Source organism: Micromonospora alfalfae (genome assembly GCF_022230925.1).
Taxonomy (GTDB): Bacteria; Actinomycetota; Actinomycetes; order Mycobacteriales; family Micromonosporaceae; genus Micromonospora; species Micromonospora alfalfae.
In genome coordinates this window covers 1-24,400 of sequence record NZ_JAKKFH010000031.1, presented here as the reverse complement: position 1 = coordinate 24,400, position 24,400 = coordinate 1, and the positions used below count along the sequence as shown (strand labels likewise).

18 protein-coding genes are annotated in these 24,400 nt (G+C 71.2%); 6 read left to right on the top strand and 12 right to left on the bottom strand.

Annotation, left to right across the window (positions count from 1 at the left end; genetic code table 11):
• Positions 1-51: 51 nt before the first annotated feature.
• The 5 genes from MED01_RS24350 to MED01_RS24330 form a co-directional block, all read right to left on the bottom strand.
• Positions 52-864: a TIGR03936 family radical SAM-associated protein gene (locus MED01_RS24350; RefSeq protein ID WP_274526189.1), complete on the bottom strand. Its 813-nt coding sequence runs from the start codon at positions 862-864 to the stop codon at positions 52-54.
• Between the two features lie 159 nt (positions 865-1,023).
• Positions 1,024-2,451 carry a type VII secretion-associated serine protease mycosin gene (gene mycP, locus MED01_RS24345; RefSeq protein WP_238670881.1) on the bottom strand — a complete coding sequence of 476 codons (1,428 nt, stop codon included), beginning with the start codon at positions 2,449-2,451 and terminating at the stop codon, positions 1,024-1,026.
• Positions 2,452-2,461: 10 nt separating this feature from the next.
• A complete protein-coding gene (locus MED01_RS24340) occupies positions 2,462-3,943 on the bottom strand; it encodes a WXG100 family type VII secretion target (RefSeq protein ID WP_238670880.1) in 1,482 nt (493 codons plus the stop codon).
• Between the two features lie 10 nt (positions 3,944-3,953).
• Complete coding sequence (locus MED01_RS24335) at positions 3,954-4,394, bottom strand: hypothetical protein (RefSeq protein WP_238670879.1); 441 nt, start codon at positions 4,392-4,394, stop codon at positions 3,954-3,956.
• Positions 4,395-4,656: 262 nt separating this feature from the next.
• Positions 4,657-6,663, bottom strand: a complete 2,007-nt coding sequence (locus tag MED01_RS24330) for a TIGR03960 family B12-binding radical SAM protein (protein WP_238670878.1) — start codon at positions 6,661-6,663, stop codon at positions 4,657-4,659.
• Between the two features lie 107 nt (positions 6,664-6,770).
• Between MED01_RS24330 and MED01_RS24325 the strand changes: the two genes are divergently transcribed.
• Positions 6,771-8,021, top strand: a complete 1,251-nt coding sequence (locus MED01_RS24325) for a hypothetical protein (RefSeq protein ID WP_238670877.1) — start codon at positions 6,771-6,773, stop codon at positions 8,019-8,021.
• Positions 8,022-8,105: 84 nt separating this feature from the next.
• Here the strand turns inward: MED01_RS24325 and MED01_RS24320 are convergent, their stop codons facing one another.
• Positions 8,106-8,795 carry a lysophospholipid acyltransferase family protein gene (locus MED01_RS24320; protein WP_238670876.1) on the bottom strand — a complete coding sequence of 230 codons (690 nt, stop codon included), beginning with the start codon at positions 8,793-8,795 and terminating at the stop codon, positions 8,106-8,108.
• A 105-nt stretch (positions 8,796-8,900) separates the two neighbouring features.
• Positions 8,901-12,095 carry an isoleucine--tRNA ligase gene (ileS, locus tag MED01_RS24315; RefSeq protein WP_238670875.1) on the bottom strand — a complete coding sequence of 1,065 codons (3,195 nt, stop codon included), beginning with the start codon at positions 12,093-12,095 and terminating at the stop codon, positions 8,901-8,903.
• A gap of 312 nt (positions 12,096-12,407) precedes the next feature.
• Between ileS and MED01_RS36175 the strand changes: the two genes are divergently transcribed.
• Entirely contained in the window at positions 12,408-13,427 is a 1,020-nt protein-coding gene (locus tag MED01_RS36175) for an ArsR family transcriptional regulator (protein ID WP_238670874.1), read from the top strand.
• Positions 13,428-13,754: 327 nt separating this feature from the next.
• Here MED01_RS36175 and MED01_RS24305 read toward each other — a convergent pair whose 3' ends face one another.
• Positions 13,755-15,305: an alkaline phosphatase D family protein gene (locus tag MED01_RS24305; RefSeq protein ID WP_238670873.1), complete on the bottom strand. Its 1,551-nt coding sequence runs from the start codon at positions 15,303-15,305 to the stop codon at positions 13,755-13,757.
• A 210-nt stretch (positions 15,306-15,515) separates the two neighbouring features.
• Between MED01_RS24305 and MED01_RS24300 the strand changes: the two genes are divergently transcribed.
• Positions 15,516-15,959 (top strand): carboxymuconolactone decarboxylase family protein, encoded by a 444-nt coding sequence (locus MED01_RS24300; protein WP_238670872.1) that lies wholly within the window; start codon positions 15,516-15,518, stop codon positions 15,957-15,959.
• Positions 15,908-16,831 carry an RNA polymerase sigma factor SigJ gene (gene sigJ, locus MED01_RS24295; RefSeq protein ID WP_308193547.1) on the top strand — a complete coding sequence of 308 codons (924 nt, stop codon included), beginning with the start codon at positions 15,908-15,910 and terminating at the stop codon, positions 16,829-16,831. The genes MED01_RS24300 and sigJ overlap by 52 nt, the downstream gene beginning before the upstream one ends.
• Before the next feature lie 37 nt (positions 16,832-16,868).
• Here sigJ and ndk read toward each other — a convergent pair whose 3' ends face one another.
• Complete coding sequence (gene ndk, locus MED01_RS24290; protein WP_088949743.1) at positions 16,869-17,294, bottom strand: nucleoside-diphosphate kinase; 426 nt, start codon at positions 17,292-17,294, stop codon at positions 16,869-16,871.
• A gap of 141 nt (positions 17,295-17,435) precedes the next feature.
• On the opposite strand from ndk, the gene MED01_RS24285 reads away from it, so the two are divergent.
• Positions 17,436-18,935, top strand: coding sequence for a VOC family protein (locus MED01_RS24285; protein ID WP_238670870.1), 1,500 nt, complete (start codon positions 17,436-17,438; stop codon positions 18,933-18,935).
• Positions 18,936-18,973: 38 nt separating this feature from the next.
• On the opposite strand, the gene MED01_RS24280 is transcribed toward MED01_RS24285, so the two are convergent.
• From MED01_RS24280 to MED01_RS24270, 3 genes are read right to left on the bottom strand one after another with little or no spacing between them, the layout of a single operon-like run.
• Positions 18,974-19,408 (bottom strand): DUF4233 domain-containing protein, encoded by a 435-nt coding sequence (locus tag MED01_RS24280; protein WP_238670869.1) that lies wholly within the window; start codon positions 19,406-19,408, stop codon positions 18,974-18,976.
• Positions 19,405-20,739 carry a bifunctional folylpolyglutamate synthase/dihydrofolate synthase gene (locus MED01_RS24275; RefSeq protein WP_238670868.1) on the bottom strand — a complete coding sequence of 445 codons (1,335 nt, stop codon included), beginning with the start codon at positions 20,737-20,739 and terminating at the stop codon, positions 19,405-19,407. The genes MED01_RS24280 and MED01_RS24275 overlap by 4 nt, the downstream gene beginning before the upstream one ends.
• Entirely contained in the window at positions 20,736-23,354 is a 2,619-nt protein-coding gene (locus MED01_RS24270) for a valine--tRNA ligase (protein ID WP_238670867.1), read from the bottom strand. The genes MED01_RS24275 and MED01_RS24270 overlap by 4 nt, the downstream gene beginning before the upstream one ends.
• A 69-nt stretch (positions 23,355-23,423) precedes the next feature.
• Between MED01_RS24270 and MED01_RS24265 the strand changes: the two genes are divergently transcribed.
• On the top strand, positions 23,424-24,110 hold the full coding sequence (locus tag MED01_RS24265) for a hypothetical protein (protein ID WP_238670866.1): 687 nt from the start codon (positions 23,424-23,426) through the stop codon (positions 24,108-24,110).
• Positions 24,111-24,400: the final 290 nt, after the last annotated feature.

Genomic DNA, 24,400 nt, shown 5'->3' with positions numbered 1-24,400 from the left:
GCGCGTGGTGCGCGACCGCCGAAGTCTGCCTGCCAGAACACCGACCGTCGGTCAGTGCCCAACGATGGCTGCCCCGTCGCGGTCCGCATCCAACGGATCCACGATCGCACCCTGCGCGGTCAACGTGCCCTGAGCCAGCCGTGTCACCCTCGGCGAAACCGGCGGCTCCAGGTCGGCCACCACGCGGAGGCCGGAAAGGACGTCATCGGGCCGTACGGACGGGGTGACCTGCCGCACGACCAGTTCGAGTATCGCACACGGTACGGCCGGCGCCCCGGAAGGCGTCGGCGTAGGCAGTTGGACATCGATCGATATCACGGCGGCTCGGGCGTCGAAAGTGCGTCGACCCTGCTTGGTCATCCGCTCGACCAGCACCTCCTCGGCCGCCACGAAGGCGTCCACCGCAGCGCGCAGCACCGCCGTGTCGACCTCAGGCAACTCGATGTGCCAGTGCGACGCCTCGATCCGGTCGGGCAGGTTGCCCCCTTCGGCGATCACGGCGTCCAGGACGTCCAGCCCCGGCGAGAGCGCGGCGTCCAACGCGGCGCGCAAGGCCGCCGGGTCGACGGCCGCCTGAAGGGCGATTTCCAGGTACTCCGCCTCGCTCGCCACCCCGGTGGGCGCGGCGCTGGCGTAGGAGATCTTCGGGTGCGGATGGAAACCCTGGGAGAAGGCGACCGGCACGGCGGCCCGGCGTAGCGCGCGCTCGAACGCCCGGGCGAAGTCCCGGTGCGAGGTGAATCGCAGCGGTCCACGCTTGGCGTACCGGATGCGGACGCGCTGGACGACCGGTGCCTGGCCGCCCTCGGGTTGAGGCTTTCTGGCGATCGTGGGCTCCTCGGGTGTACCTGCGTGTCCGCCCATCCTGGCGCAGGGCTCGTGACGGTACGCAGCCGGGGCGGCCGATTGGCCCGACAGACGGGTGCAAAATGGTCGTACGAGTCGTGACCACCGGCCGGAAAAGCCCGATGGCCGGCTGGTGACCCGCAAGAGTCACCAGCCGGCTACCACGATCAGGACCGGTTACCGCTCCTGCGGCGGGGCGGGCGGCGGTCCGCCCGGGGGGCCGTAACCGGGAGGCGGCGCATAACCGGGAGGCGGGCCGTAGCCGGAGGGCGGGCCCTGGCCGGGGGGCGGAGCGGCATACCCGGCGGATGGGGCGTACCCGGGGGCTGGCGGGTAGCCGGACGGCGGGGCGTAACCCGCGCCCGGCGACGGGTAGGCACCAGAGAGCGCCTGGTCCAACGCCTCGTCCGGGATGTCGGCGGCCCGAGCCGCCTCCCGCCGGTACCGCCGGCGGTTCCAGATGAGGAACACCGCCAGCCCCAACAGCAACACCAGCACCACGGCGATGCCGATGCCCACCACCATGACCTGCTGGTCGGTCGGGCCACCGCGATCGCCGTGCTGGGTGACGTCGAACTCCTCGTCCGGACCCGCGGCACGGGCAGTCGAGCCCGGGTCGACCGGCGCCGCGGCCGGGTCGAGCAGCGGGTTGGCGCTGACCGCCGGCACGTTCGCGGTCAGCGCCTTCATCGGGTCGATCACTCCGAAGCCGTACTGCGGATCGCGGCCGGACGGGCCCGCGTCCCGCACGGTCCGGATGATCCGGTTGATCACGCTCGGAGCGTTGAGATCCGGATACTTCGACCGGATCAGCGCGGCCAGACCGGAGACGATCGCACCGGAGTCGGAGGTGCCGTCACCCCAGCCGTAGCCACCCTCGTTCGTGACGTTGTAGACGCTGTCGCCGGGAGCGGCGACCACCGCCTCCGGCCCCTGGACGGAGCCGGACCAGAACGCTCCGCCCTTTGTCGTCCCGGTCACCGCGACCACACCGGGGGTGTTGGCCGGGGTTCCGACCGCGACGTGGCCCTTGGCGGTGTTACCGGCGGAGGCGACCACCACGACGTCACGGTCCAACGCGTACTTGATCGCGTCCCGCTCCACCGGGTTGGCGAGGCCCGGGCCACTAATGGAAATGTTGATCACCTTTGCGCCGCCGTCGACGGCCATCCGGATGCCCCGGGCGATCCCCGCGCCCTTGTAGACCCCGTCGTCCTTGCGCATCTTGATGGGCAGGATCTTCACACCGGGGGCGATGCCGACCACCCCGTCGCCGCTGGATTTCGCCGCGATGATGCCGGCTATGTGCGTGCCGTGTCCGTCGTCGTCGGACCGGCCGTCGCCGGAGGTGCCGTAGCTGCGACCACCGGCAAGCACCTGACCGCGCAGGTCCGGATGGCTGGCATCGACGCCACTGTCGATCACGGCCACGACCACGCCCCGCCCGGTCGAGATCTTGTGCACCTGGTCGATCCGGAACTCGTCCAGATACCACTGCTCGGCCCGCCGGGGCGCGGCTGCCGCCGGCTGAGCGGCCCCCACCACCAGGAGCCCCGCCAGCAGGCAGGCGGTCACAGACCGGAGGCTTCCGACGTTCACCCTCATCCGTCCATCCTCATCGAAGGACACCCGGGGACGCCCCGTCACCAGGACCCCACGGATCGTCATCCTCAGTCAACCACGACGAGTGCTCGGAGCCGGTGCCACCGCCGTGCCCGGCGCCGCCCGCGCCGCCCATCATGCCGCCGCCCATCATTCCGGCGCCGCCGACGCCCGCACCACGCGCGCCGCCCGCCATCCCGGCGCCGCCTGCGGCCTGGGCGGTGCGCAAGGCGTTCGCCGCGCTCGTCATCGGCGGCAGCTTTCCGTTGCCGCCACCCACCATGCCGGGGATGCCGCCCACGCCGATCCCGGCACCGCCGCCCAGGCCACCGCCGGCACCGATCCCGCCGGCCGAGCCGACGCCGGCACCGCCTCCGAACCCACCGCCAGCGCCACCGAGACCGGCGCTGCCGACCCCGCCGCCGCCGATGCCACCACCCAGGCCACCGACGCCGCTCGGGCTGGCGCCAGCCAGACCGCTGCTGTAGCCGGCGTCGCCGTCCGGGTAACCCGGGTAGCTGGAGCCCGTTGACGGGGGTGTGAGCTGACCGGTGCCGCCGGTGGGCGAGCCATCGCCGATCCCACCGGGCTTGGTCGGGGAGAACGCGTCCACTGTGGACGTCGGACCGCCAGTGTCGCCGATGCTCGGCGGCCTGCTGCCGATCGAGGGGCCGCCACCACCGATGTCGGGCTTCCCGCCGAAGTCGCCACCACCGATGTCGGGTCGCCCCGTTGGCGGAACCCGGGTGTCACGAGTGATGTCGTTGACCTCGGCTCCGGCATCCGGGCCGTTGACGGTGAGCTTGGGGCGCTCCGTGTAGACCGCCTGGGGCAGCGGGGCCATCGCGGTGTTCGCCGCGTTCTGATTGTCCCGGTACCAGTTGTCCAGGTGGGCTCCGGTGTCCCACCAGCCGCCCCGCTTCTGGTCACCGGCCTGGCCGTCGACCTTCATCGTCGCTTCCAGGTCGTCGGCCTTGTCACGGAACGCGCCGTCGGCGTACGAGCCGGGGTTGCTCTGGTAGTCCTTGCGCAGCGCGGCGAGGAACCCCGACGAACTCTCGCCGTCGCGGGCATCGTCGAGCTCGGTGCCGTTGGGCAGGCTCCACTCGTTGAACCCGAAGTCGTCCATCAGTGGGATCGGGATCGTGGAGACCGACTTGCGGATGTCGCCCTCGATCCGCGTCAACGCGCCACTGACGTTCGTCGCGTCGGTGATCAGATCCTCGATCTGCTTGCCGATCTTGCCCAGGTGCTCGCGGTACGCGTCACCACCGCTGCCCTTCCAACCGGCGAGCATCCCGGGCAGACCGCCGACGTGCGGGCGTTCCTGGCCCGTCGCGATCGGGCCGACGAACGAGCGCCCGACGAGCGCGTCGCGCAGTTGTTGCAGGCCGCTGGAGAGGTTGCTCCAGCCCGCTCCGACCGATCCGACCGTTTCCGGGTCCGCGGAGAGCGTCACCTCGCGGACGCACCGCTCCCAGGTTCCTCCAGCCATGACGTCCCCCTCAGGCCGTGTACGGGTAGGTGGGTGCGCCGCTGGCGGTGGGCGGCGGCGCCGCCGACTCCAGCAGCCGCTCGATCTCCTTGCCGTTGGCGCCGTTGCGCGCCTCGGTGTCGCGGAACGCCTTGGCGATATCCTCGGTGCCCTCCTTCAGCGCGGCGAGCTTCTGGGAGAGCGTCGTGAGGTGCGCTTCCATGTTCGCCGTGGAGGTTTCCAGGGCCCGCCACTGCATGCGGGCGTCCTCGTACGCGCCGAACGGGGTGCCGTTAGGGACGGTCTGGGCGTTGTTGCTGTCGCCCTTCATCCGCTCCTTGATGCGTTCCATCTCGTACTTGATGGTGTCGTCGATGTACTGCCTGAGCCGCTCGACGTACGTGGCGGCGGCGTCCAGGTCCTCGACGCTGACTTGCAGATCGCCGATACTCGGCGGCGGGATGCTCCCCATGCGATTCCTCCCCCGTCCCCGACCCGCCGGGTCGGTCCATGTCAGACGCAGCGTATCGAGTCTGACCTAGTCGGGGCAGCCCCAGCCACCAGCACGTGGTACAGATGACGGCCGATATCACGGAAGGTCCGGTGTCCGGCCGCAGCGCGGCCGGGCCCCGGACAACGCCAACGGGCCCGCGAGACGCGGACCCGTTGGGTGACATGTCGGATGTGGAGGGTGGTGGGTCACCGCCAGCCGGCGCTGCCCGCAGGCAGCCCGGTCAGGGGTGCGAGTGCGAGTGCGAGTGGCCCGACGGGACCTTCATGCCGTTGCCGCCCAGCGGGGTGAGCGGCAGCAGCTTCTTGCCGGTGGGGCCGATCTGGATCTCGGTGTCCATCGATGGGCAGACGCCGCAGTCGAAGCAGGGCGTCCACCGGCAGTCGTCCTGCTCGAACTCGCTGAACGAGTCCTGCCAGTCCTGCCAGAGCCAGTCCTTGTCCAGGCCCGAGTCGAGGTGGTCCCAGGGCAGGACCTCCAGCTCGTCGCGCTGACGGGTGGTGTACCAGTCGAGGTCCACCCCGAAGGCGGGCAGCGTCTCGGCCGCCGCGTCCACCCAGCGCTGGTACGAGAAGTGCTCGCTCCACCCGTCGAACCGGCCGCCGTTCTCCCAGACCTTGCGGATGACCGAACCGACACGGCGGTCACCCCTGGAGAGCAGCCCTTCGATGAGCGACGGCTCGCCGTCGTGGTACCGGTAGCCGATGGCCCGACCCAGCGAGCGGTCCGCGTTGATGGCCTGCTTGAGGATCTTGAGCCGGTGGTCGATGACCTCCGGACGGTCCATCGCGGCCCACTGGAACGGGGTGTGCGGCTTCGGCACGAACCCGCCGATGGAGACCGTGCAGCGGATGTCCTTGGAGCCGGTCGCGGCCCGGCCGGCCCGGATCACCTCGTGGGCCATCTCGGCGATCTCGAGGACGTCCTCGTCGGTCTCGGTGGGCAGGCCACACATGAAGTAGAGCTTCACCTGCCGCCAACCGTTGGTGTACGCGGTGACGACAGTGCGGATCAGGTCTTCCTTCGACACCATCTTGTTGATGACCTTGCGGATCCGCTCCGACCCGCCCTCCGGGGCGAAGGTCAGACCGGTGCGCCGCCCGTTACGGGACAGCTCCTGCGCGAGGTCGATGTTGAAGGCGTCCACCCGGGTCGAGGGCAACGACAGCGAGACGTTGGTGCCCTCGTACTGCTGGGCGAGGCCCGAGCACATGTCGCCGATCTCGGAGTGGTCCGCCGAGGAGAGCGACAGCAGGCCGACCTCGGAGAAGCCGGAGAACTCCAGGCCCTCACGGACCATCTGCGCGACAGTGGTGATCGACCGTTCCCGCACCGGGCGGGTGATCATCCCGGCCTGGCAGAACCGGCAACCCCGGGTGCAGCCCCGGAAGATCTCCACCGCGTACCGCTCGTGCACCGTCTCGGCCAGCGGAACGAGGGGCTTCTTCGGGTACGGCCAGGCGTCCAGGTCCATCGTCGTGCGCTTGTGCACCCGGAACGGCACGTCCGCCCGGTTCGGTACGACCCGCTGGATCCGGCCGTCCGGCAGGTAGTCGACGTCGTAGAAGCGCGGCACGTAGACGCTCTCGGTGCGGGCCAGCCGCAGCAGCAGCTCGTCGCGGCCGCCCGGGGAGCCCTCGGCCTTCCACTCCCGGACGATCGCGGTGATCTCCAGGACCGCCTCCTCGCCGTCGCCGAGCACAGCGGCGTCGATGAAGTCGGCGATCGGCTCCGGGTTGAACGCGGCGTGCCCACCGGCCACGATCACCGGGTCGGCGTCGGTGCGGTCGGCGGCCAGCATCGGAATGCCGGCCAGGTCGATCGCGGTGAGCATGTTCGTGTAACCCAGCTCGGTGGAGAAGGAGATGCCGAACACGTCGAACCCGCGCACCGCCCGGTGCGCGTCGACGGTGAACTGCGGCACGCCGTGCGTGCGCATCAGCGTCTCCAGGTCCGGCCAGACCGCGTACGTCCGCTCGGCGAGGGTGTCGGGCAGCTCGTTGAGCACCTCGTAGAGGATCTGCACGCCCTGGTTGGGCAGGCCCACCTCGTAGGCGTCGGGGTACATCAGCGCCCAGCGCACGGTCGCCGCGTCCCAGTCCTTCGTGACCGCACCCAACTCGCCGCCGACGTACTGGATGGGCTTGGAGATCTGGGGTAGCAGCGGCTCGAGCTGGGACCACACGGAGTTGGTCGCGGCCGCACGCGGCGTCGTGGACGGGGCACTCATGATGCCCAAGGGTACGCGTTCGTCCGGCGGGCATCGCGCGCACGCCCGATCGGCGATGGTGGCGGCGCGGTATTAACCTCGGTTCGGCGCGAGAGGAGATTGCCGCGATGCCGGAGCCCCAGCCGGGAGCACGGCCGGCCGACGGGAGCACCCCGGGCGCGGAGCCGGAGCGGGACCCGGCGGTCGCCGACGAGCCGACCTCCCCACCCGTACCCTCGGACCAGCCGGAACCCCCGGACCAGCCGGAACCCCCGGACCAGCCGGAGCCTGCCGCGACCGCGGAGGTCCCGGCGCCCAGGTGGAGCGGTTCGGCCCCGGTGCCACCGCCGCTGCCTCGCCGACCCGCCTGGGGCGAGTCGGCCGAGCCAACCCCTCCCCCGCCGGTGGCCGTCGGGCCGCCGGAGCACCAGACTCCGGTCGACCCGTGGGCCGGCGTGGACACCGGCGGCTGGGATCTGCCCTCCGCCGAACTGCCCCCGCTGCCGCCCACGATGTCGTATCCGTCGCCACCGGACACCAGGCAGTGGTCCGGGCCGCCCGCTCCTCCGGCCCCATCGCGGGACACCAGGCAGTGGTCCGGGCCGCCCGCTTCCCCGGCCGGGCCGCACCCGGTGCCGCCGCCGGCCGCCTCGAGCGCACCCCGGGCCATCGGACCCGTGGTGCCGGCCCGGCCGATGTCGCCACCCGCACCACCCGCGCCGCCGAAGGTGCCGAAGCAGCGCCGGGGTCGGCGATCCACCGCGCCACCGCCATCGCCGCCGCCCGGGTGGCAGGCCCCCAAGGGGTACGTGCCGGTACCGGTCCGCCGACGACGCCGCTGGCCGTGGCTGCTGCTGCTCAGCCTGGCCTGCTGTTGTGGCTGCCCCGCCTACTACGGGTTCCCGATCTCGGCCCAGTACCCGGCACGCGCGGCCCTGCCCGTCCAGGTGGACGACCTCAGCCTGCGGCAGGACAGCCGCAGCACCGAGGCCGCGCAGAAGTTGGAGAACGAGGTACGCAAGGAGCACTGGCTGGCCGAGGACACGTTCGCGGGCGTCTACGCCACGACGAGCGGCAAACGGGTGACCGTCTTCGGCGGCACCGGCTTCCGGCTGAGCCCGGAGTCGGACGCGGAGGCCGAGATCAGCCGGCTCACCAAGCGGTACGCGTTGGATGCCCCGGAGAGCGTGGACACCGGTGTGCGGGGCCGGCACGAACGGTGCGCGGTGGGTAGCGCCGACGGCAGTGCCGTTGTCGTCTGCACGTCGGTCGACCACGGCAGCATCGCCACCGGCGTGTTCACCCGACTCTCCGTCGCCGACAGTGCCGACCTGCTGGGCACCCTGCGCGCCCAGATCGTCCAGCCCGAGCGGGGCTGAAGCCGCACCCCGGCCAGGCCGGGGTGCGGTGATCCGCATTCGGGCGTTCGGGCCGCGCGGCCGGGCAGGGTGCGCCCGGCGGGGTCAGGCGTCGCGGGTCGGGTCCGGGTGGGCGCGCGGCGGGGCGTAGCGGGGCACGTACTCCTGGCCGGTGAGCTTCTGGATCTCACTCATCATCTCGTCGGTCATCTGCCGCAGCGAGGTGCGATCGTCCGGTCGGCCGGTGAAGTCCAGCGGCTTGCCGAATCGAACCGTGATCTTGGCAGTGCCCGGCCGGGGCACCCGGGCGCCGATCGGCTGCGCCTTGTCCGTGCCGATCATGCCGACCGGGATGATCGGCACACCGGCCGAGATCGCCAGCCGAGCCGCGCCGGTCCGCCCCCGGTAGAGCTTGCCGTCCGGCGAGCGGGTGCCCTCCGGGTAGACCACCACCAGGTCACCGCCCTTGAGCGCCGGGATCGCCGCGTCGAACGCGGACAGCGCCGCCCGGCCACCGGCCCGCTCGACCGGGATCGCGCCCAGGCCGGTGAGGACGAACTTGGAGATCGCACCCTTCACGCCGGCGCCCTTGAAATATTCCGACTTGGCCCAGAACGCCAGGTGCCGGGGCACGACAGTGCCGAGGAACAACTCGTCGGCCACCGAGAGGTGGTTGCCGGCGAAGACCGCACCACCGGTCTCCGGCACGTGTTCCAGCCCCTCCACGGTCGGGCGGAACGCCAACCGCAGCGTGGGCGCCACGGTGAGCTTGCCGATGGTGTAGAGCAGGGGCACTGGTCCTCCGGCAGATCAGGTGCGAACAGGCGGTGTCACGGTAGCGGACGCCTCCACACCTCCCGGACGGAGGTGGTGAGGCGCCCGCACCCTGGCGATGGTCCGTTATACCCGGCGGACGACCACCGTTACCCGCTCACCATCGCCGACCTCGCCAGCGAAGCCCTCCAGGCCCTCGACGGCAGAGCCGTCCGGACCCTCGACGGCGGAGCCGTCCGGACCCTCGACGAAGTCGACCGAGTCGGCCAGCACCTCTGCGGCGACGAAGTCGACGTACGCGGACACCGCCGCGCGTACCTCGTCGGACGCCGACACCGACACCACGATCCGGTCCGAGACGTCCAGGTCGGCGTCCCGGCGGGCCTGCTGCACCACCCGCACGACGTCGCGGGCCAGCCCCTCGGCGGCCAGCTCCGCTGTGACGTCGGTGTCGAGCACCACCACGCCCTCGCCGCCGGGCAGTGGCGCGGAGTGCTCGGCGTCGGCGGCGACCAGGCGCAACTCGTACTCACCCTCGGCGAGGGTGACGCCGGCGGCCACCGGGGCGCCGTCGACCAGCTCCCACTCGCCGGCCTTGACCGCCTTGATCACCTGCTGCACCTGCTTGCCGACCCGCGGGCCGAGCGCCCGGGGCACCACTGTCAACACCTGCTCGCAGTACGCGGACAGCTCCGCGCTGAACTCCACGGTCTTCACGTTGACCTCGTCGGCGACCAGGTCGGCGAACGGCCGCAGCTGCTCCGCGGCCGGCGAGGCCACCGTCAGCTTCGACAGCGGCAGTCGCACCCGCAACCCCTTGGCCTTGCGCAGCGACAGCGCCGCCGAGGCGACCGCTCGCACGTTGTCCATCGCGGCGACCAGGTCGTGGTCGGCCGGGAACTCGCTCGCCTCCGGCCAGTCGGTCAGGTGCACCGAACGCTCCCCGGTCAGGCCACGCCAGATCTCCTCCGCGGTCAGCGGCGCGAGCGGCGCCACCACCCGGCAGAGGGTCTCCAGCACCGTCGACAGGGTGTCGAAGGCGTTGGCGTCACCCGACCAGAACCGGTCCCGGGACCGGCGCACGTACCAGTTGGTCAACGCGTCCAGGTACGACCGGACAGTGGCGCAGGCACCGGAGATGTCGTACGCGTCCATCTGCGCGCCGACGGTGGACACCAGCTCGTTCGTCTTCGCCAGCACGTACCGGTCGAGCAGGTGGGTGGAGTCGGTACGCCGCCGGGCCTGGTGCCCGTCGGCGTTGGCGTAGAGCGTGAAGAAGTACCACACGTTCCACAGCGGCAGCAGCACCTGCCGGACGGCGTCGCGGATGCCCGCTTCGGTGACCGCCATGTCCCCACCGCGCAGCACCGGCGAGGACATCAGCATCCAGCGCATCGCGTCCGAGCCGTACGCGTCGAAGACGTGGTAGACGTCCGGGTAGTTGCGCAGGCTCTTGGACATCTTGCGCCCGTCCGAGCCGAGCAGGATGCCGTGGCTCAGGCAGTTGCGGAACGCCGGCCTGTCGAACAGCGCGGTGGCCAGCACGTGCATGGTGTAGAACCAGCCGCGGGTCTGCCCGATGTACTCGACGATGAAGTCACCCGGGTAGTGGTGCTCGAACCAGTCGGCGTTCTCGAACGGGTAGTGCACCTGGGCGAACGGCATCGATCCGGACTCGAACCAGCAGTCCAGCACCTCCGGCACCCGACGCATCATCGACTGCCCGGTCGGGTCGTCCGGGTTGGGGCGGACCAGGTCGTCCACCGCCGGCCGGTGCAGGTCGGTCAGGCGTACGCCGAAGTCCCGCTCGATGTCGGCGAGCGAACCGTAGACGTCCAGGCGCGGGTAGTTCGGGTCGTCGGACTTCCACGCCGGGATCGGCGAGCCCCAGAACCGGTTCCGGCTGATCGACCAGTCCCGGGCGTTGGCCAGCCACTTGCCGAACGAGCCGTCCTTGATGTGGCCGGGCGTCCAGTTGATCTCCTGGTTCAGCTCGACCATCCGGTCCCGGAACTGCGTCACCGCGACGAACCAGGACGACACCGCCTTGTAGACCAGCGGGGTGTCGCAACGCCAGCAGTGCGGGTACGAGTGGGTGTAGGTGTCCTGCTTGAGCACCACCCCCCGGTCCTTCAGCTCCCGGATCACCGGCTTGTTGACGTCGAAGACCTGCTCACCCTGGTACGGCGGGACCAGCGCGGTGAACCGGGTGTGGTCGTCCACAGTGACGATGGTGGGGATGCCGGCGGCGTTGCAGACGTTCTGGTCGTCCTCACCGAAGGCCGGGGCCAGGTGCACGATCCCGGTGCCGTCCTCAGTGGTGACGAACTCCGCGCCGAGCACCTGGTAGGCGTTCTCCCCGGCCTGCTCGACGAGGAAGTCGAACAGCGGCGTGTAGCGGCGTCCGACCAGGTCCCGGCCATACACCGTGCCGACCTGCTCGTAGGACTCCAGTTCCTTGGCGTACGCGGCCAGCCGCGCCGCCCCCACCAGGTAGCGGTCGCCGTCGCGTTCGAGCACCGCGTACTCGATGTCGGGCCCGACGGCGAGCGCCAGGTTCGACGGCAGGGTCCACGGCGTGGTGGTCCAGACGCCCAGCTTGACCGGCCCGCGCACCAGCTCCGGCGCGGACTCGTCGGCGGTCAGCTCGAACCACACCGACAGGGTGGGGTCGTGCCGGTCCCGGTAGACGTCGTCCATCCGGGTCTCGGTGTTCGACAGCGGCGTCTCACAGCGCCAGCAGTACGCCAGCACCCGGAAGCCCTCGTAGATCAGACCCTTGTCGTGCAGGGTCTTGAAGGCCCACATGACGCTTTCCATGTAGTCCAGGTCGAGGGTCTTGTAGTCGTTCGTGAAGTCGACCCAGCGGGCCTGCCGGTTGATGTACCGCTCCCAGTCCTGGGTGAACTCCAGCACCGAGGTACGGCAGGCCTCGTTGAACCGGTCCACGCCCAGGTCGATGATCTCCGCCTTGCTGGTGATGCCGAGCTGCTTCTCGGCCACCACCTCGGCGGGCAGGCCGTGGCAGTCCCAGCCGAAGCGCCGCTCCACGTGCCGGCCGCGCATGGTCTGGTAGCGCGGCACCACGTCCTTGACGTAGCCGGTGAAGAGGTGACCGTAGTGCGGCAGGCCGTTGGCGAACGGCGGGCCGTCGTAGAAGACGTACTCGTTCTTGCCGTCCGTGCCGGCCGGGCGGGCCTCGATGCTGGCCTCGAAGGTCTTGTCGGCCGTCCAGTGCTCCAGCACCCGGCGCTCGACCGCGGGCAGGTCCGGGCTCGCCGGTACACCGGCGGCGGTCGGGTCGTGCAATGGATAGGCCATCGGGGGTCGCTCTCCTCGTGCAGCTCACTCAACGTGGGACTGCGAGGACGAACCTTCCGGGGTACGCCAGGAACGGCGCTCCCGGGTGGCCCGCGGTACCACCCCGCTTGGCGGTCAGGATCGACCGCCCGCTCATTGTCGGCTGTGACGGGCCGCACCCGTCCGGTTCTACTGGGCCGGTTGCCCGGCTGTTCTTCCGGAGGCTCACCGGTGATGGCCGGGTCATCGCCTTACGGGGTCCAACGATACTCGACGCGCCGACCGCCGCGCCTTCGAGTGATGACCCACGCCGGCACACCCTAGGCTGGCCGGGTGATCCGGATCGAGTTGGACGAACCGACGCTGTCCCGCACCCGGATCGCCACCAGCCCCCTGTGGGAGGTGCTGACCAGCCTGTTCGTGCTGCACCGCCATCCGGTGGAGGCACCCTGGCCGTACACGGCCTGGGCGCGGCACGCACGGCGGGTGCTCGACGAGGTGCCGGCGGCCGCGCCGGCCCGGCTGCTGACCATCGGCCTACCCGCACCGGACTTCCTCAGCCCGATCCCCACGTCGGCCGCGCCGACCCTTGCCGAACAGCTCGCCGAACTGCGCGCGACGCCGGCTGAGGTGATCGCCGAGCAGATCCCTCACTACTACCACCCGGACGACCTGCCGGAGTGGCTCGGCCCATTCGTCACGGACCGGCGGGCCGCCCTGGACCGGCTCGCCGACGGCATCGAGGCGTACTGGGACGCGGCCATCGCGCCGTGGTGGTCGGCGATGCAGGCGGCGCTGGACGAGGAGGTGCTGCACCGGGCGCGGGCTCTCGCCGCGTACGGTCCGGACGCGCTGCTGACCGACCTGCACGAACGGGTGCGCTGGAAGAAGCCGGTGCTGACGCTGGTGAAGCCGTCGGAGCAGCAGTTCACCGCGGTGAACCAGCGGCTGTTGCTGCTTCCCCTGATCTTCTCGCAGGGAGCGCTCATCTGCGCCACCGACCATCCGGAGATCATCGCCGTCTCCTACCAGGCGCGCGGGGCGGTGGTGCTGGCCGAGGGTGGGCCCGCCTCGGCGCCCCGGACGACACCGGCCACGGATCGCCTGGCGGTGCTTGTCGGCCGTGGTCGTGCCCAGGTGCTGCGGGCGCTGGCGAGGCCGGCCACCACCGCTGGCCTCGCGGCGACCTTGGGGCTCGCCCCGAGCACCGTGTCGGAGCAGCTCTCCGCGCTGCTGGCCGCCGGCGTGGTGCACCGCCGCCGGGTGGGCCGGCGGGTGTTGTACGGCCTGGAACCGGCCGGCCTGGCTCTGGTACAGCTCGTTGGTGACGAGCCGACGAGCGCCTCGGCGTGAGCATTCGGCTCGATCCGAATCCGTTTCCCACCAGTTCCCGGCACTCCTAGCCTGCGGATATCGATCGAACACGCGATCGAGGCGGTCGGGGTGAGCCGCAGGTGCCGCAGCCGCCCCGGGATGGTCACGACCCCAGCGCCGTGAGGTCCGGGCAGTCCGCGGCGTCGACCTGACGGTCGGCAACGGGGAGCTGTTCGGCCTGCCCGGCCCAACCGGCGCTGGCAACACCAACCCCCACCCCCTCGGTTGACCGTGAAGTTCTCGCCTCGCTCGACGGCGTGGCGTGGCCACAACTCCATGATCAACCGAGAGGGAGTCGAGGTGGGATCAGGGAGCGGGGAGGGTGGTGCTCCAGAGGGAGGCGCCGTCGCGGTCACGGAGGTGCACAGTCAGGGCCTCCGACTCGCCATCGATGGACACCTGACCGAAGTGCTGGAAACCCTCCGCCGGCGAGGTGTTGGCCACCGGAGGGGCGTGCACGAAGGCGGCCCGCGGTCCGAACGTGCCGTCCAGCGCGTTCGGGCCGAACGCCCCGGCGTGCGCCGGGCCGGAGACGAACTCCCAGAACGGGGTGAAGTCGCCGACCGCAGCCCGGGACGGGTCGTAATGGTGCGCGGCCGAGTAGTGCACGTCGGCGGTGAGGAAGACCATGCCGGTCACCCCGGCGCGGTGGGTGGCCCGCAGCACCTCGGCGAACTCCAGCTCACGCCCGGCCGGTGCGCCCGGGTCACCCTGCGCGACACCCTCCTGCGCGGTCGGGCCGTCCGGCACCACCACCCCGATCGGCAGGTCGTTGGCGATCACCTTCCAGGTCGCCGTGGACCGCTTCAGCTCCCGGATCAGCCACTCGCGCTGCTCACGGCCGAGTAGACCGCGCTTCGGGTCGGCGTACGTGTTGCCGTCGTTCGGGTCCTTGTGGGTCCGCATGTCCAGCACGAACACGTCCAGCAGCGGCCCGTGCGAGATCCGCCGGTACAGCGGCCCGTTGTCCGGCACCGGCAGCCACTCGCCGAACGCCTGGCGGGCCCTGGCGGCGAGCACGTCCACCCGCCGCTCGGTGTAGCGCGGGTCGTCCAGGACCTCGCCGGGGTACCAGTTGTTGAGGACCTCGTGGTCGTCCCACTGGTTGATCTGCGGGACCGCCGCGTTGAACGCCCGCAGATGCTCGTCGATCAGGTTGTACGCGTACTGCCCCCGGTACTCGGTGAGCGTCTCGGCGACCTTGCTCTTCTCCGGCGTCACCACGTTGCGCCAGATCCGCCCGTCGGGCAGGGTCACCGACTCGACAAGCGGGCCGTCGGCGTACACCGTGTCACCGCTGCACAGATAGAAGTCGGGACGGGCCTCCCGCATCGCCCGGAAGATCGACATCCCACCGAAGTTCGGGTCGATCCCCCAGCCCTGCCCGACGATGTCGCCGGTCCAGACGAACGTCACGTCGCTGCGCCGGTGCCGGCCCGGCGCCGTGGTCAACGTCCCGGTCAGCGGCTCGCTGACCACTCCGTGCCGCTCCAGGCTCTCCACCCGGACCCGGTAGTGCAGACGCTCGGCGTCCGGCAACCCCCGCAGCCGGACCTTGCCGGTGAAGTCGCCGTTCGGGGTGAGCACCGGGCCGCGCAGCTCGCGCGCCCCCCGGAAGTCCGGCCGGCGGCTCACCTCGACCAGCATCCGGCCCGGCCGGTCGGCCCGGGTCCAGACCAGCGCGGAGTCCGCTGTCACGTCACCGCTCTGCACGCCGTGGGTGAGCACCGGGCGGGCGGCCGGGCGCCAGGCCGGGGCTGCGTTCGCGCCAGCGCCGCCCAGCAGGGTGCCGCCGGCGACTCCGGCGCCGACCACCAGGCCGGCCCGCAGCAGGGTACGTCGATCAAGCTCGGTCATTCTTCCTCCCGGTCATGGGTTGACCCCGTCGGTCTACCGGGCGGAGATGACCGCGATCGGCGGCCCGGGTGACCGGCGCCCGAACGCCTGTTGTCCGGCCGGAACGCCGGCGGCCGGCCCACCACGCGTGACCGGGGTCACCACGACGGTTGTCACGGCCGGCCCCGGTCGGACCGTCGTAGCGGTGTCGGATCGAACAGGGAGTTGGTCATGCAACGAATGAGGCTCTTCGAGGTCGCGCCGCAGGGATACCAGGCCGTGTCGGGCCTGGAGAAGTACGTCCAGGCGAACGTCGACCACACAGTGCTGGAGCTGGTCAAGCTGCGGGCGTCGATGCTGAACGGCTGCGCGTACTGCGTCGACATGCACAGCCGCGACGCCCTCGCCGCCGGCGAGTCGAGCCGGCGGCTGTTCGCGGTGGCCGCCTGGCGGGAGGCGCTGTCGTTCTTCGACGAGCGGGAACAAACCGCGCTGGCGCTCACCGACGCGGTCACCCGGCTCGGCGAGCACGGAGTGTCGGACGAGGTGTGGGACGCCGCCGCGAAGGTCTGGTCGGAGAAGGAACTGGCCGATCTGGTCCTCGCGATCGCCACAATCAACGTGTGGAATCGTATCGCCGTGACGACGCACACGGAGCCCCCGGCGCAGGTGTGACGACCGAGGCAGCAGAGGCGGCCGATGCGCTCCAGGCGCATCGGCCGATGCTGCTTGGGCTCGCCTACCGCCTGCTCGGCAGCCGACACGACGCGGAGGACGTGCTCCAGGAGGCGTACCTGCGCTGGCTCGGCGTGGACCGGTCGGCGGTGGAGGAACCACGCCGGTACCTGTCCCGGGTGGTCACCCGGCTGGCGATGGACCGGCTGCGAGCCCGGCAGGCGGCCCGCGAGACGTACGTCGGGACGTGGCTGCCCGAGCCGGTGCCAACCGCGCCCTCGCCGTTCGGACCGTTGGACCGCGCGGAGTTGCGCGACTCGCTCTCCACCGCGTTGCTGCACGTCCTGGAGCGGCTCACCCCGCCGGAACGGGCGGTGTACGTCCTGCACACGGCCTTCGACCTGCCGTACGCGGAAATCGCCGAGATCCTGGACCGGTCCGTCGCCGACTGTCGGCAGCTGTACCACCGGGCGACCGCGCGGGTACGGCAGGAGCAGCGTCGGTTCACCGCCAGCCGCCCGGAGCGGGAGCGGCTGCTGGACGCGTTCCTCGCCGCCGCCCGCGACGGTGACCTGGCGAGGCTCACCGACCTGGTGGCCGCCGACGTCACAGCGTGGAACGACGGCGGCGGTCGGGTGCGGGCCGCCCTCAACCCGGTCACCGGCGCGGACCGGATCGCCCGGTTCTACGCCGGGGTCTACGGCCCGCGTCACCGGGTCGCGATGGATCCGGTCGAGCTCAACGGGGAACCGGCGATGCTGATCACCCGCGCGGACGGCAGTCGGTACACGCTGACCATCTCCGCGGCCGACGGACGGATCACCGGGATCTACGTGGTCGGCAACCCGGCGAAGGTGCCGGCGGTCGGCTGAACCCGGGCGACGTCGGTCGACCCCGGGCCGGTGGACGTCAGCCCAGCTCGGGGAACCAGAGCGCGATCTCGCGCTTGGCGCTGTCCGTCGAGTCGGAGGCGTGCACCAGGTTCTCCCGGTTGGACAGCGACAGGTCACCCCGGATGGTGCCGGCGGCGGCCTTGCGTCCGTCGGTGGCGCCGACCAGCCCGCGGACCACGTCGATGACCTGGTCGCCGGAGAGCACCAGAGCGACCAGCGGACCGCCGGTCATGAAGTCCTTCAGCGGCGGGTAGAACGCCTTGTCGACGTGCTCGGCGTAGTGCTCGTCGGCGAGCGCGGCATCCATCGTCCGGTGCGCCATCGCGTCGATCCGCAGCCCCTTGCGCTCGAAGCGGGAGAGGACCTCGCCGACCAGGCCGCGGCGGACCGCGTCAGGCTTGATCAGAACGAGGCTGCGCTCATCCGGGCTGTTGCTGGACACGCTGGGTTCCTCCTGTACGCGCTGAACGCTCGGGATCGGTACGGTCAGCCTAGCGACCCGGTCCCGGCGCCGGCGCGGCGGCCGGTCTTTCCCCCGGTGGCCGATTCGGCCTAGCCTGGTCCTGACCCCGGGAGGTCCACTGTGGCGAATGGCGGGAACCGACCCATCGCGCCGGTACGCAAGCTGATCGGCGCGGTGCTGGGCACCGTGGCCACGTTCGTCGTCCTGTTCGGCCTCGGCATGACGAGTTGGGCCATCGTGGCTCTCGGGGTCGCCCTGCTGGTGCTGGCGATCGCGCTGGCGACCGTACGCGGCGGCGGTCGCACGTGGGTCGTCGGCGTGGGGCACGTGCACAGCGCCTCCGAACCACCCACCCAGTACGCGTTCGGCCGCTGCGAACTGCAACTGGTGATTGACGCCCCTGGTCTGCCGCCGCGGTCCAAGAAGATCATTGAGCCGAGGGTGCCGGTCTCCAAGTGGCCGTCGCTGGGCCAGACCCTGCCGATCCGGGTCGCACTGGACGACCAGCGGCACGTCAAGGTCCTCTGGGACGAGGTGCTCACCCATGCCGAGACCGCCGCTGCCGTCGCCGATATTCCGCCGGAGTTCGCCGACGCGGAGGCGATGGACGAGCTGTTGATCCAGCAGGACGCGCCGCCGTGGGCCGACCGCGCACCCGACGACGACCTCCGCGACGACTTCCGCGACCCGGTTGGTGACCCCTTCCGGGACCCGGTCGGTGACCCGTTCCGCGACCCGGCCGGTGACCCGCTGCGCACCGACCCTTCGCGCATCGACGTCCGGCGCGACGACCCGAGCGTCGCGCCCGAGGAGCGCGAGCCCGTGGTGATGCACCAGAGCCCGGGCGGCCCGGTGGTGTTGGAGGGTGTCGTCGTCGAGCCGCAGGCCGGTGGGCTGCCCCGACGGGCGACCACTCCGGCACCCCGCCCGCCTGCCGAGGAGCGCTTCGACGAGCCCGCCGCCGACCGGTTCGACGCTTCGGAGGAGGGCGGCAGCACCGCCCCACCCGCCGAGGACCCCGTCGACCCTCCCAGCGCCCAGCGCTTCGAGCAGCCCGACGCGCAGCGCTTCGACCCACCGCCCGCGCAGCGGTCCGGCCCGGGCGCGACCGACCCGCTGGACCCACTCGATCTTCCGCTGGACGATCCCGCCCCGGCCGGGGCGGCACGCACGACAGTGACCGACGAGGAACTGGACCAGGCGATCTTCGGGTTGGACGCCGGCTCGGCCGCGGATCCGGCCGCGCCGATCAGCGGGGTGGGCCTCACCCTGCTGGTCACCGACCTGCCCCGGTCGCTCGGTTTCTACCGCGACGTGCTCGGCTTCAGCGAGGTCGACCAGGGTGCCCACAACGCCGTCCTGGCCTCCGGGTCGACCCGGATCGTCCTGCGCGAGGTGACCGGGGCCGCCCCCATCAGCCGCCGACTCGTGCACGTCAACCTTGAGGTGAGCGACATCGAGGCGGCGTACGAGCGGTTGCGCGAGTCGGGCGTCCGTTTCACGTACGCGCCCCGGGTGGTCAACAGGGGCACCAAGCTGGAGGGGTGGGCGGCTGCCTTCCGCGACCCGGATGGCCACGGCGTCGCGCTCACCCAGTGGCGCGAACGCGCCGACGCCTGACCCGGCCCACCTTCGGACGGCGCCGGCCGGGTCCGGCGTCAGCCGAGAATGACGCGGCGAACGTGCAGCGCGTACGCCCAGACCAGGGCGAAGATGATGCCCAGCCCGAGCAGCGACCAGTGCAGCAGGCCACCCAGCAACAGCAGGCCCTGGAGCACTGTGCCGGCGTTCCAGGCCCAGGGCCGACGCATCATGCCGGCGAGCACCACGGCAGCCACCGCCAGTGCCACCACCGCACCGATCGCGGCGCCGCCGAGGTCACCGCCGACCACCCGGATCGGCTGGATCGCCAGCAACAGCACCAGTGCCTCCAGGCTGAGCGTGCCAGCACCGAGACCGCGTACCGCCCGCTCCGGGTTGCGCAACCCGGAGCGTCGCGGCTGCCCTGCCGCGGGCTCCTCCCCCGCCGGCTGCTCGACCGGCGGGGCGGTCGGGTCCTCGGTGGGGTGCGGGTCCCGCTCCGGGCTGGTCATCGCTTCAGCAGCCGGCGCGCGTCGGCGACCGTCACCACGGACCCCGTGATCAGCACCCCGACCCCGCTCAGCTCACCGGGAACGTCCTCCTCGGCCAACGCCACAGCCAACTCGATGGCATCCGGCATCTCCTCGGCCGAGTCCACCCGCTCATCGCCGAAGATCTCGGCGGCCAGCGCGGCGAGTTCCTCCGTCGGCATCGCCCGTGGCGAGCTGTTGCGGGTGACCACCACCTGGTCGACCACCGGCTCCAGCAGCTCCAGCAGCGCTTCCGCGTCCTTGTCGGCCAGTACGCCGATCACGGCCACCAGCTTGCTGAACGCGAACTCCTCCTGGAGGGCGGTGACTGTGGCCTTCATGCCGTGCGGGTTGTGCGCGCCGTCCAGCAGGATGGTCGGCGCGTTACGGACCCGCTCCAGCCGACCCGGGGAACTGGTCGAGGCGAAGCCCTCCCGGACCGCCTCGATGTCCAGTTGACGACGAGCCCCCGCGCCCAGGAACGCCTCCACGGCGGCGAGCGCCATTGCCGCGTTCTGCGCCTGGTGGGCACCGTGCAGCGGAATGAACACGTCGTCGTACACGCCACCCAGCCCCTGGAGGGTGAGCACCTGGCCGCCGACAGCGACCGCCCGACCCAGCACGCCGAATTCGCCGCCCTCCCGGGCGATGGTGGCCCCGACCTCGGCGCAGCGTTCGAGGAGGGGGCCGGCGGCCTCCTCCTCCTGGGCCGCCGAGATCACCGTGGCCCCCGGGTGGATGATGCCGGCCTTGGCCAGCGCGATGTCCTGGAGCGTGTCACCGAGCCACTCGGTGTGGTCCAGCCCGATCGGGGTGATCACACAGACCCCGGCCTGGAGGACGTTGGTGGCGTCCTCGGCACCGCCGAGGCCCACCTCGACGACAGCGATGTCGACCGGCGCGTCGGCGAAGGTGGCGAACGCCAGCGCGGTGGTCATGTCGAAGTACGTCAACGGCTCGTCCGACCGCGCGTCGACCAGCTCGGCCAGCGGTTTGATCTCCCGGTACACCGACGCGAACCGTTCCTCGCTGACCGGCTCCCCGTCCAGACTGATCCGCTCCCGGACGGTCTCCAGGTGCGGGCTGGTGTACCGCCCGGTGTGCAGCCCGTGCGCCCGCAACAGCGAGTCGATCATCCGCGCGGTGGAGGTCTTGCCGTTGGTGCCGGTCAGGTGGATCGCCGGGTACGCCCGCTGCGGGCTGCCGAGCAGGTCGAGCAGCGACTCGATCCGGTCCAGCTCGAAGACCATGCGGGTGAAGCCGCGGGCGTTCAGCTCGGCCTCGACGGCGGCGAATTCGGTACGGTCGGTCACGAGGGCAGTGTCTCCAGAGCAGCGTCGATCCGGACCAGGTCGGCCTCGGCGGTGGCGAGCCGGTCGCGGATCTTCGCGACCACCGGCTCGGGGGCCTTGCCGATGAAGGCAGGGTTGTCGAGCTTCGCCCGGGCCTGCGCGACCTCCTTCTCGGCTGCCGCGCGGTCCTTCGTCAGCCGGGCCCGCTCGGCGGCCACGTCGATCGACCCCCGGGTGTCCAACGCGACACCGACGGCGCCGGGCATGGCCAACGTGGCACTGGCCTGGAAGTCGTCACCGGCCGGATCCAACCGGACCAGCGAGCGGATCAGCGGCTCGTGCGCAGCGATACCCGCGCCGGACAGCCCGTCCAGGCGGGCGGCCACCCGCTGCGTGGGCCGCAGCCCCTGGTCGGAACGGAACCGGCGGATCTCGGTGACCACCCGCTGCACGCCGACCAGCTCGGCCTCGGCGGCGTCGTCGATCAGCGACCGGTCGGCCACCGGCCAGGCGGCGGCCTGCACCGTCTCGCCGCCGGTCAACGCGAGCCACAGCTCCTCGGTGACGAACGGGATGACCGGGTGCAGCAGCCGCAGCAGCTGGTCGAGCACGTGCCCGAGCACCCGACGGCTGGCCTCCGCGCGCTCACCGCCCTCGGCGAGCACCGGCTTACTCAGCTCGACGTACCAGTCACAGACGTCGTCCCAGGCGAAGTGGTACAGCAGGTCGCACACCTTGGCGAACTCGTACGCCTCGAACTGCTCGTCGACCTCGGCGGTGACGTGCGCCAACCGGGACAGGATCCACCTGTCGACGGTGGAGAGCTGCTCGACCGGCGGCAGGTCGCCAGTGGTGTGCGCGCCGTTCATCAGCGCGAACCGGGTGGCGTTCCAGAGCTTGTTGCAGAAGTTGCGGGAACCCTGGCACCACTCCTCGCTGACCGGGACGTCCTGGCCGGGGTTCGCGCCCCGAGCCAGGGTGAACCGGGTGGCGTCAGCGCCGTACCTGTCGATCCAGTCCAACGGGTCGACCACGTTGCCGAACGACTTCGACATCTTCTTGCCGAACTGGTCACGGACCATGCCGTGCAGCGCGACCACGTCGAAGGGCGGCCGGCCGTCCATCGCGTAGAGACCGAACATCATCATCCGGGCGACCCAGAAGAACAGGATGTCGTACCCGGTGACCAGCACGCTGGTCGGGTAGAACTTCGCCAGGTCCGGGGTCTGCTCGGGCCAGCCCAGGGTGGAGAACGGCCACAGGCCGCTGGAGAACCAGGTGTCCAGGACGTCCTCGTCCTGGTGCCAGCCCTCGCCGGTCGGCGGCGCCTCGTCGGGGCCGACGCAGACGATCTCGCCCGCCGGGCCGTACCAGACCGGGATGCGGTGCCCCCACCACAGCTGGCGGGAGATGCACCAGTCGTGCATGTTGTCGACCCAGGCGAAGTAGCGCTTGGCCAGCTCGGCCGGCTCGATGCGCACCCGGCCGTCGCGCACCGCGTCACCCGCGGCCTGGGCCAGCGGGGCGGTGTTGACGAACCACTGCAGCGACAGCCGCGGCTCGACTGTGGTCTTGCACCGCGAGCAGTGCCCGACCGCGTGCACGTACGGGCGCTTCTCGGCGACGATAAGGCCCTGCTCCCGCAGCGCCGCCACGATCGCCGGCCGCGCCTCGAACCGGTCCAACCCCTCGAACGGGCCGGGCACGGTGATCACGCCGCGCTCGTCCATCACTGTCAGCGCGGGCAGGTCGTGCCGCTGGCCGATCTCGAAGTCGTTCGGGTCGTGCGCCGGCGTCACCTTGACCATGCCGGTGCCGAAGGACGGGTCGACGTGCGCGTCGGCGACGATCGGGATCCGGCGGCCGGTCAACGGCAGCTCGACCTCGGTGCCGATCAGGTGCTGGTAGCGCTCGTCGTCGGGGTGCACCGCCACTGCGGTGTCGCCGAGCATCGTCTCGGCCCGGGTGGTGGCCACCACGACCTCGTCGCTGTAGCGGATCGAGATCAGCTCGCCGTCGTCGTCGGTGTGCTCGACCTCGATGTCGGAGAGCGCGGTGAGGCAGCGCGGACACCAGTTGATGATCCGGTTGGCCCGGTAGATCAGGCCGTCGTCGAACAGCTTCTTGAAGATCGTCTGGACGGCGCGGGTCAACCCCTCGTCCATGGTGAAGCGCTCGCGGTCCCAGTCGACGGAGTCTCCGAGGCGGCGCATCTGGCCGAGGATGGCGCCACCGGACTCGGCCTTCCACTGCCAGACCCGCTCGACGAACTTCTCCCGGCCGAGATCGTGCCGGGACAGCCCTTCGGCGGCGAGCTGACGCTCGACCAGGTTCTGGGTGGCGATGCCGGCGTGGTCCATGCCCGGCAGCCACAGCGCCTCGAAGCCCTGCATCCGCTTACGCCGGGTCAACGCGTCCATCAGCGTGTGCTCGAACGCGTGGCCCATGTGCAGCGAACCGGTGACGTTCGGTGGCGGGATGACGATGGTGAAGGGGGGCTTGTCGCTGTCGGCGGAGGCCCGGAAGTGCCCGCCGGCTACCCACTGCTCGTACCGTCGCTGCTCTACCTCACCGGGCTGGTACTGGCCGGCAAGGGTCGGGGCGTCGGGGCGTCGGGCATCCAGTCTCTCGGTCACCGGACAAGTCTACGGAGGGCTTCCGCAGACCTGACGTGCGCCACCTGCCGTTCGCGTACGGTGTCGGCTATGTCCGACGCACATCTCACCGAGCGGTCGCGCGACGGCGGCCGCGAGCCGGTAGAGCTGACCGAAGAGCCGATCCAGCTGAGCACCCGGGACTCTGGAGGCGACCCCGACGAGCGGTCCAGCGGCTGGTCACGCCGCCGCAAGATCGGTTGGACGGTCGCCCTGGTGGTAGGTCTCGCCGGAGCCGGCGTGCTGGGTGTCGCTGGGTGGCGGGTGGCGCAGCAGAAGGACACCCAACTGGCGTCACCCGATCGGGTGGCTGGTCTGACCCGCGACGACAGCGAGCGGGCGAAGAGCACTGCCGACTATCTACGCAGCGGTCTGGCGGCGAACATCGAACTGGACCGCAGTTTCGGCACTGTCTACCGCGACCCGGCCGACGACAAGCGCTCCGTGCTCATCTTCGGGGGCACCACACTGCTCTGGCAGCCGGAACGGGACCTGGACAGCCTCTTCCGCCTGATGTCTGACGAGACCGGTGCGGTGAACGGTCTGCGGGAGCTGCCCGCAGGTGACCTCGGCGGGGTGCTGAAGTGTGGCAGCACCAGCGGCGAGGGCGGGGACTTCGCGGTGTGCGGCTGGGCCGACCACGGCAGCGTGGTGATGGCAATGTTCCCGGGCCGGTCGGTCAGCGACGCTGGCGGCCTGCTGCGCAACCTCCGCGACGGTATGCAGACCCGAGACTGACCGGGCACTGCGGCTCCCCCGCACTGGACCACCGACCCGCGGGTCCGCTGCCTGGCTCTGCAGCAAGATCGCGCAACATCCTGGATGTAGTGGCCTCACGAGGCGCGGACACCACTACAACCAGGATCCAGCGCGACCTTGCCGGATTCGGGCACGTCGGGCACGCTGTTCCCGGCCTCGCCGGCCGTCCTGCCGGGATGTCAGGGGAACGGAGGCGATCATGCAAGGAAAAAGGGAAATGCAGAAAGGGCCACCCCCTGTTGGGGGCGGCCCTTTCTGAAAGATTGTCC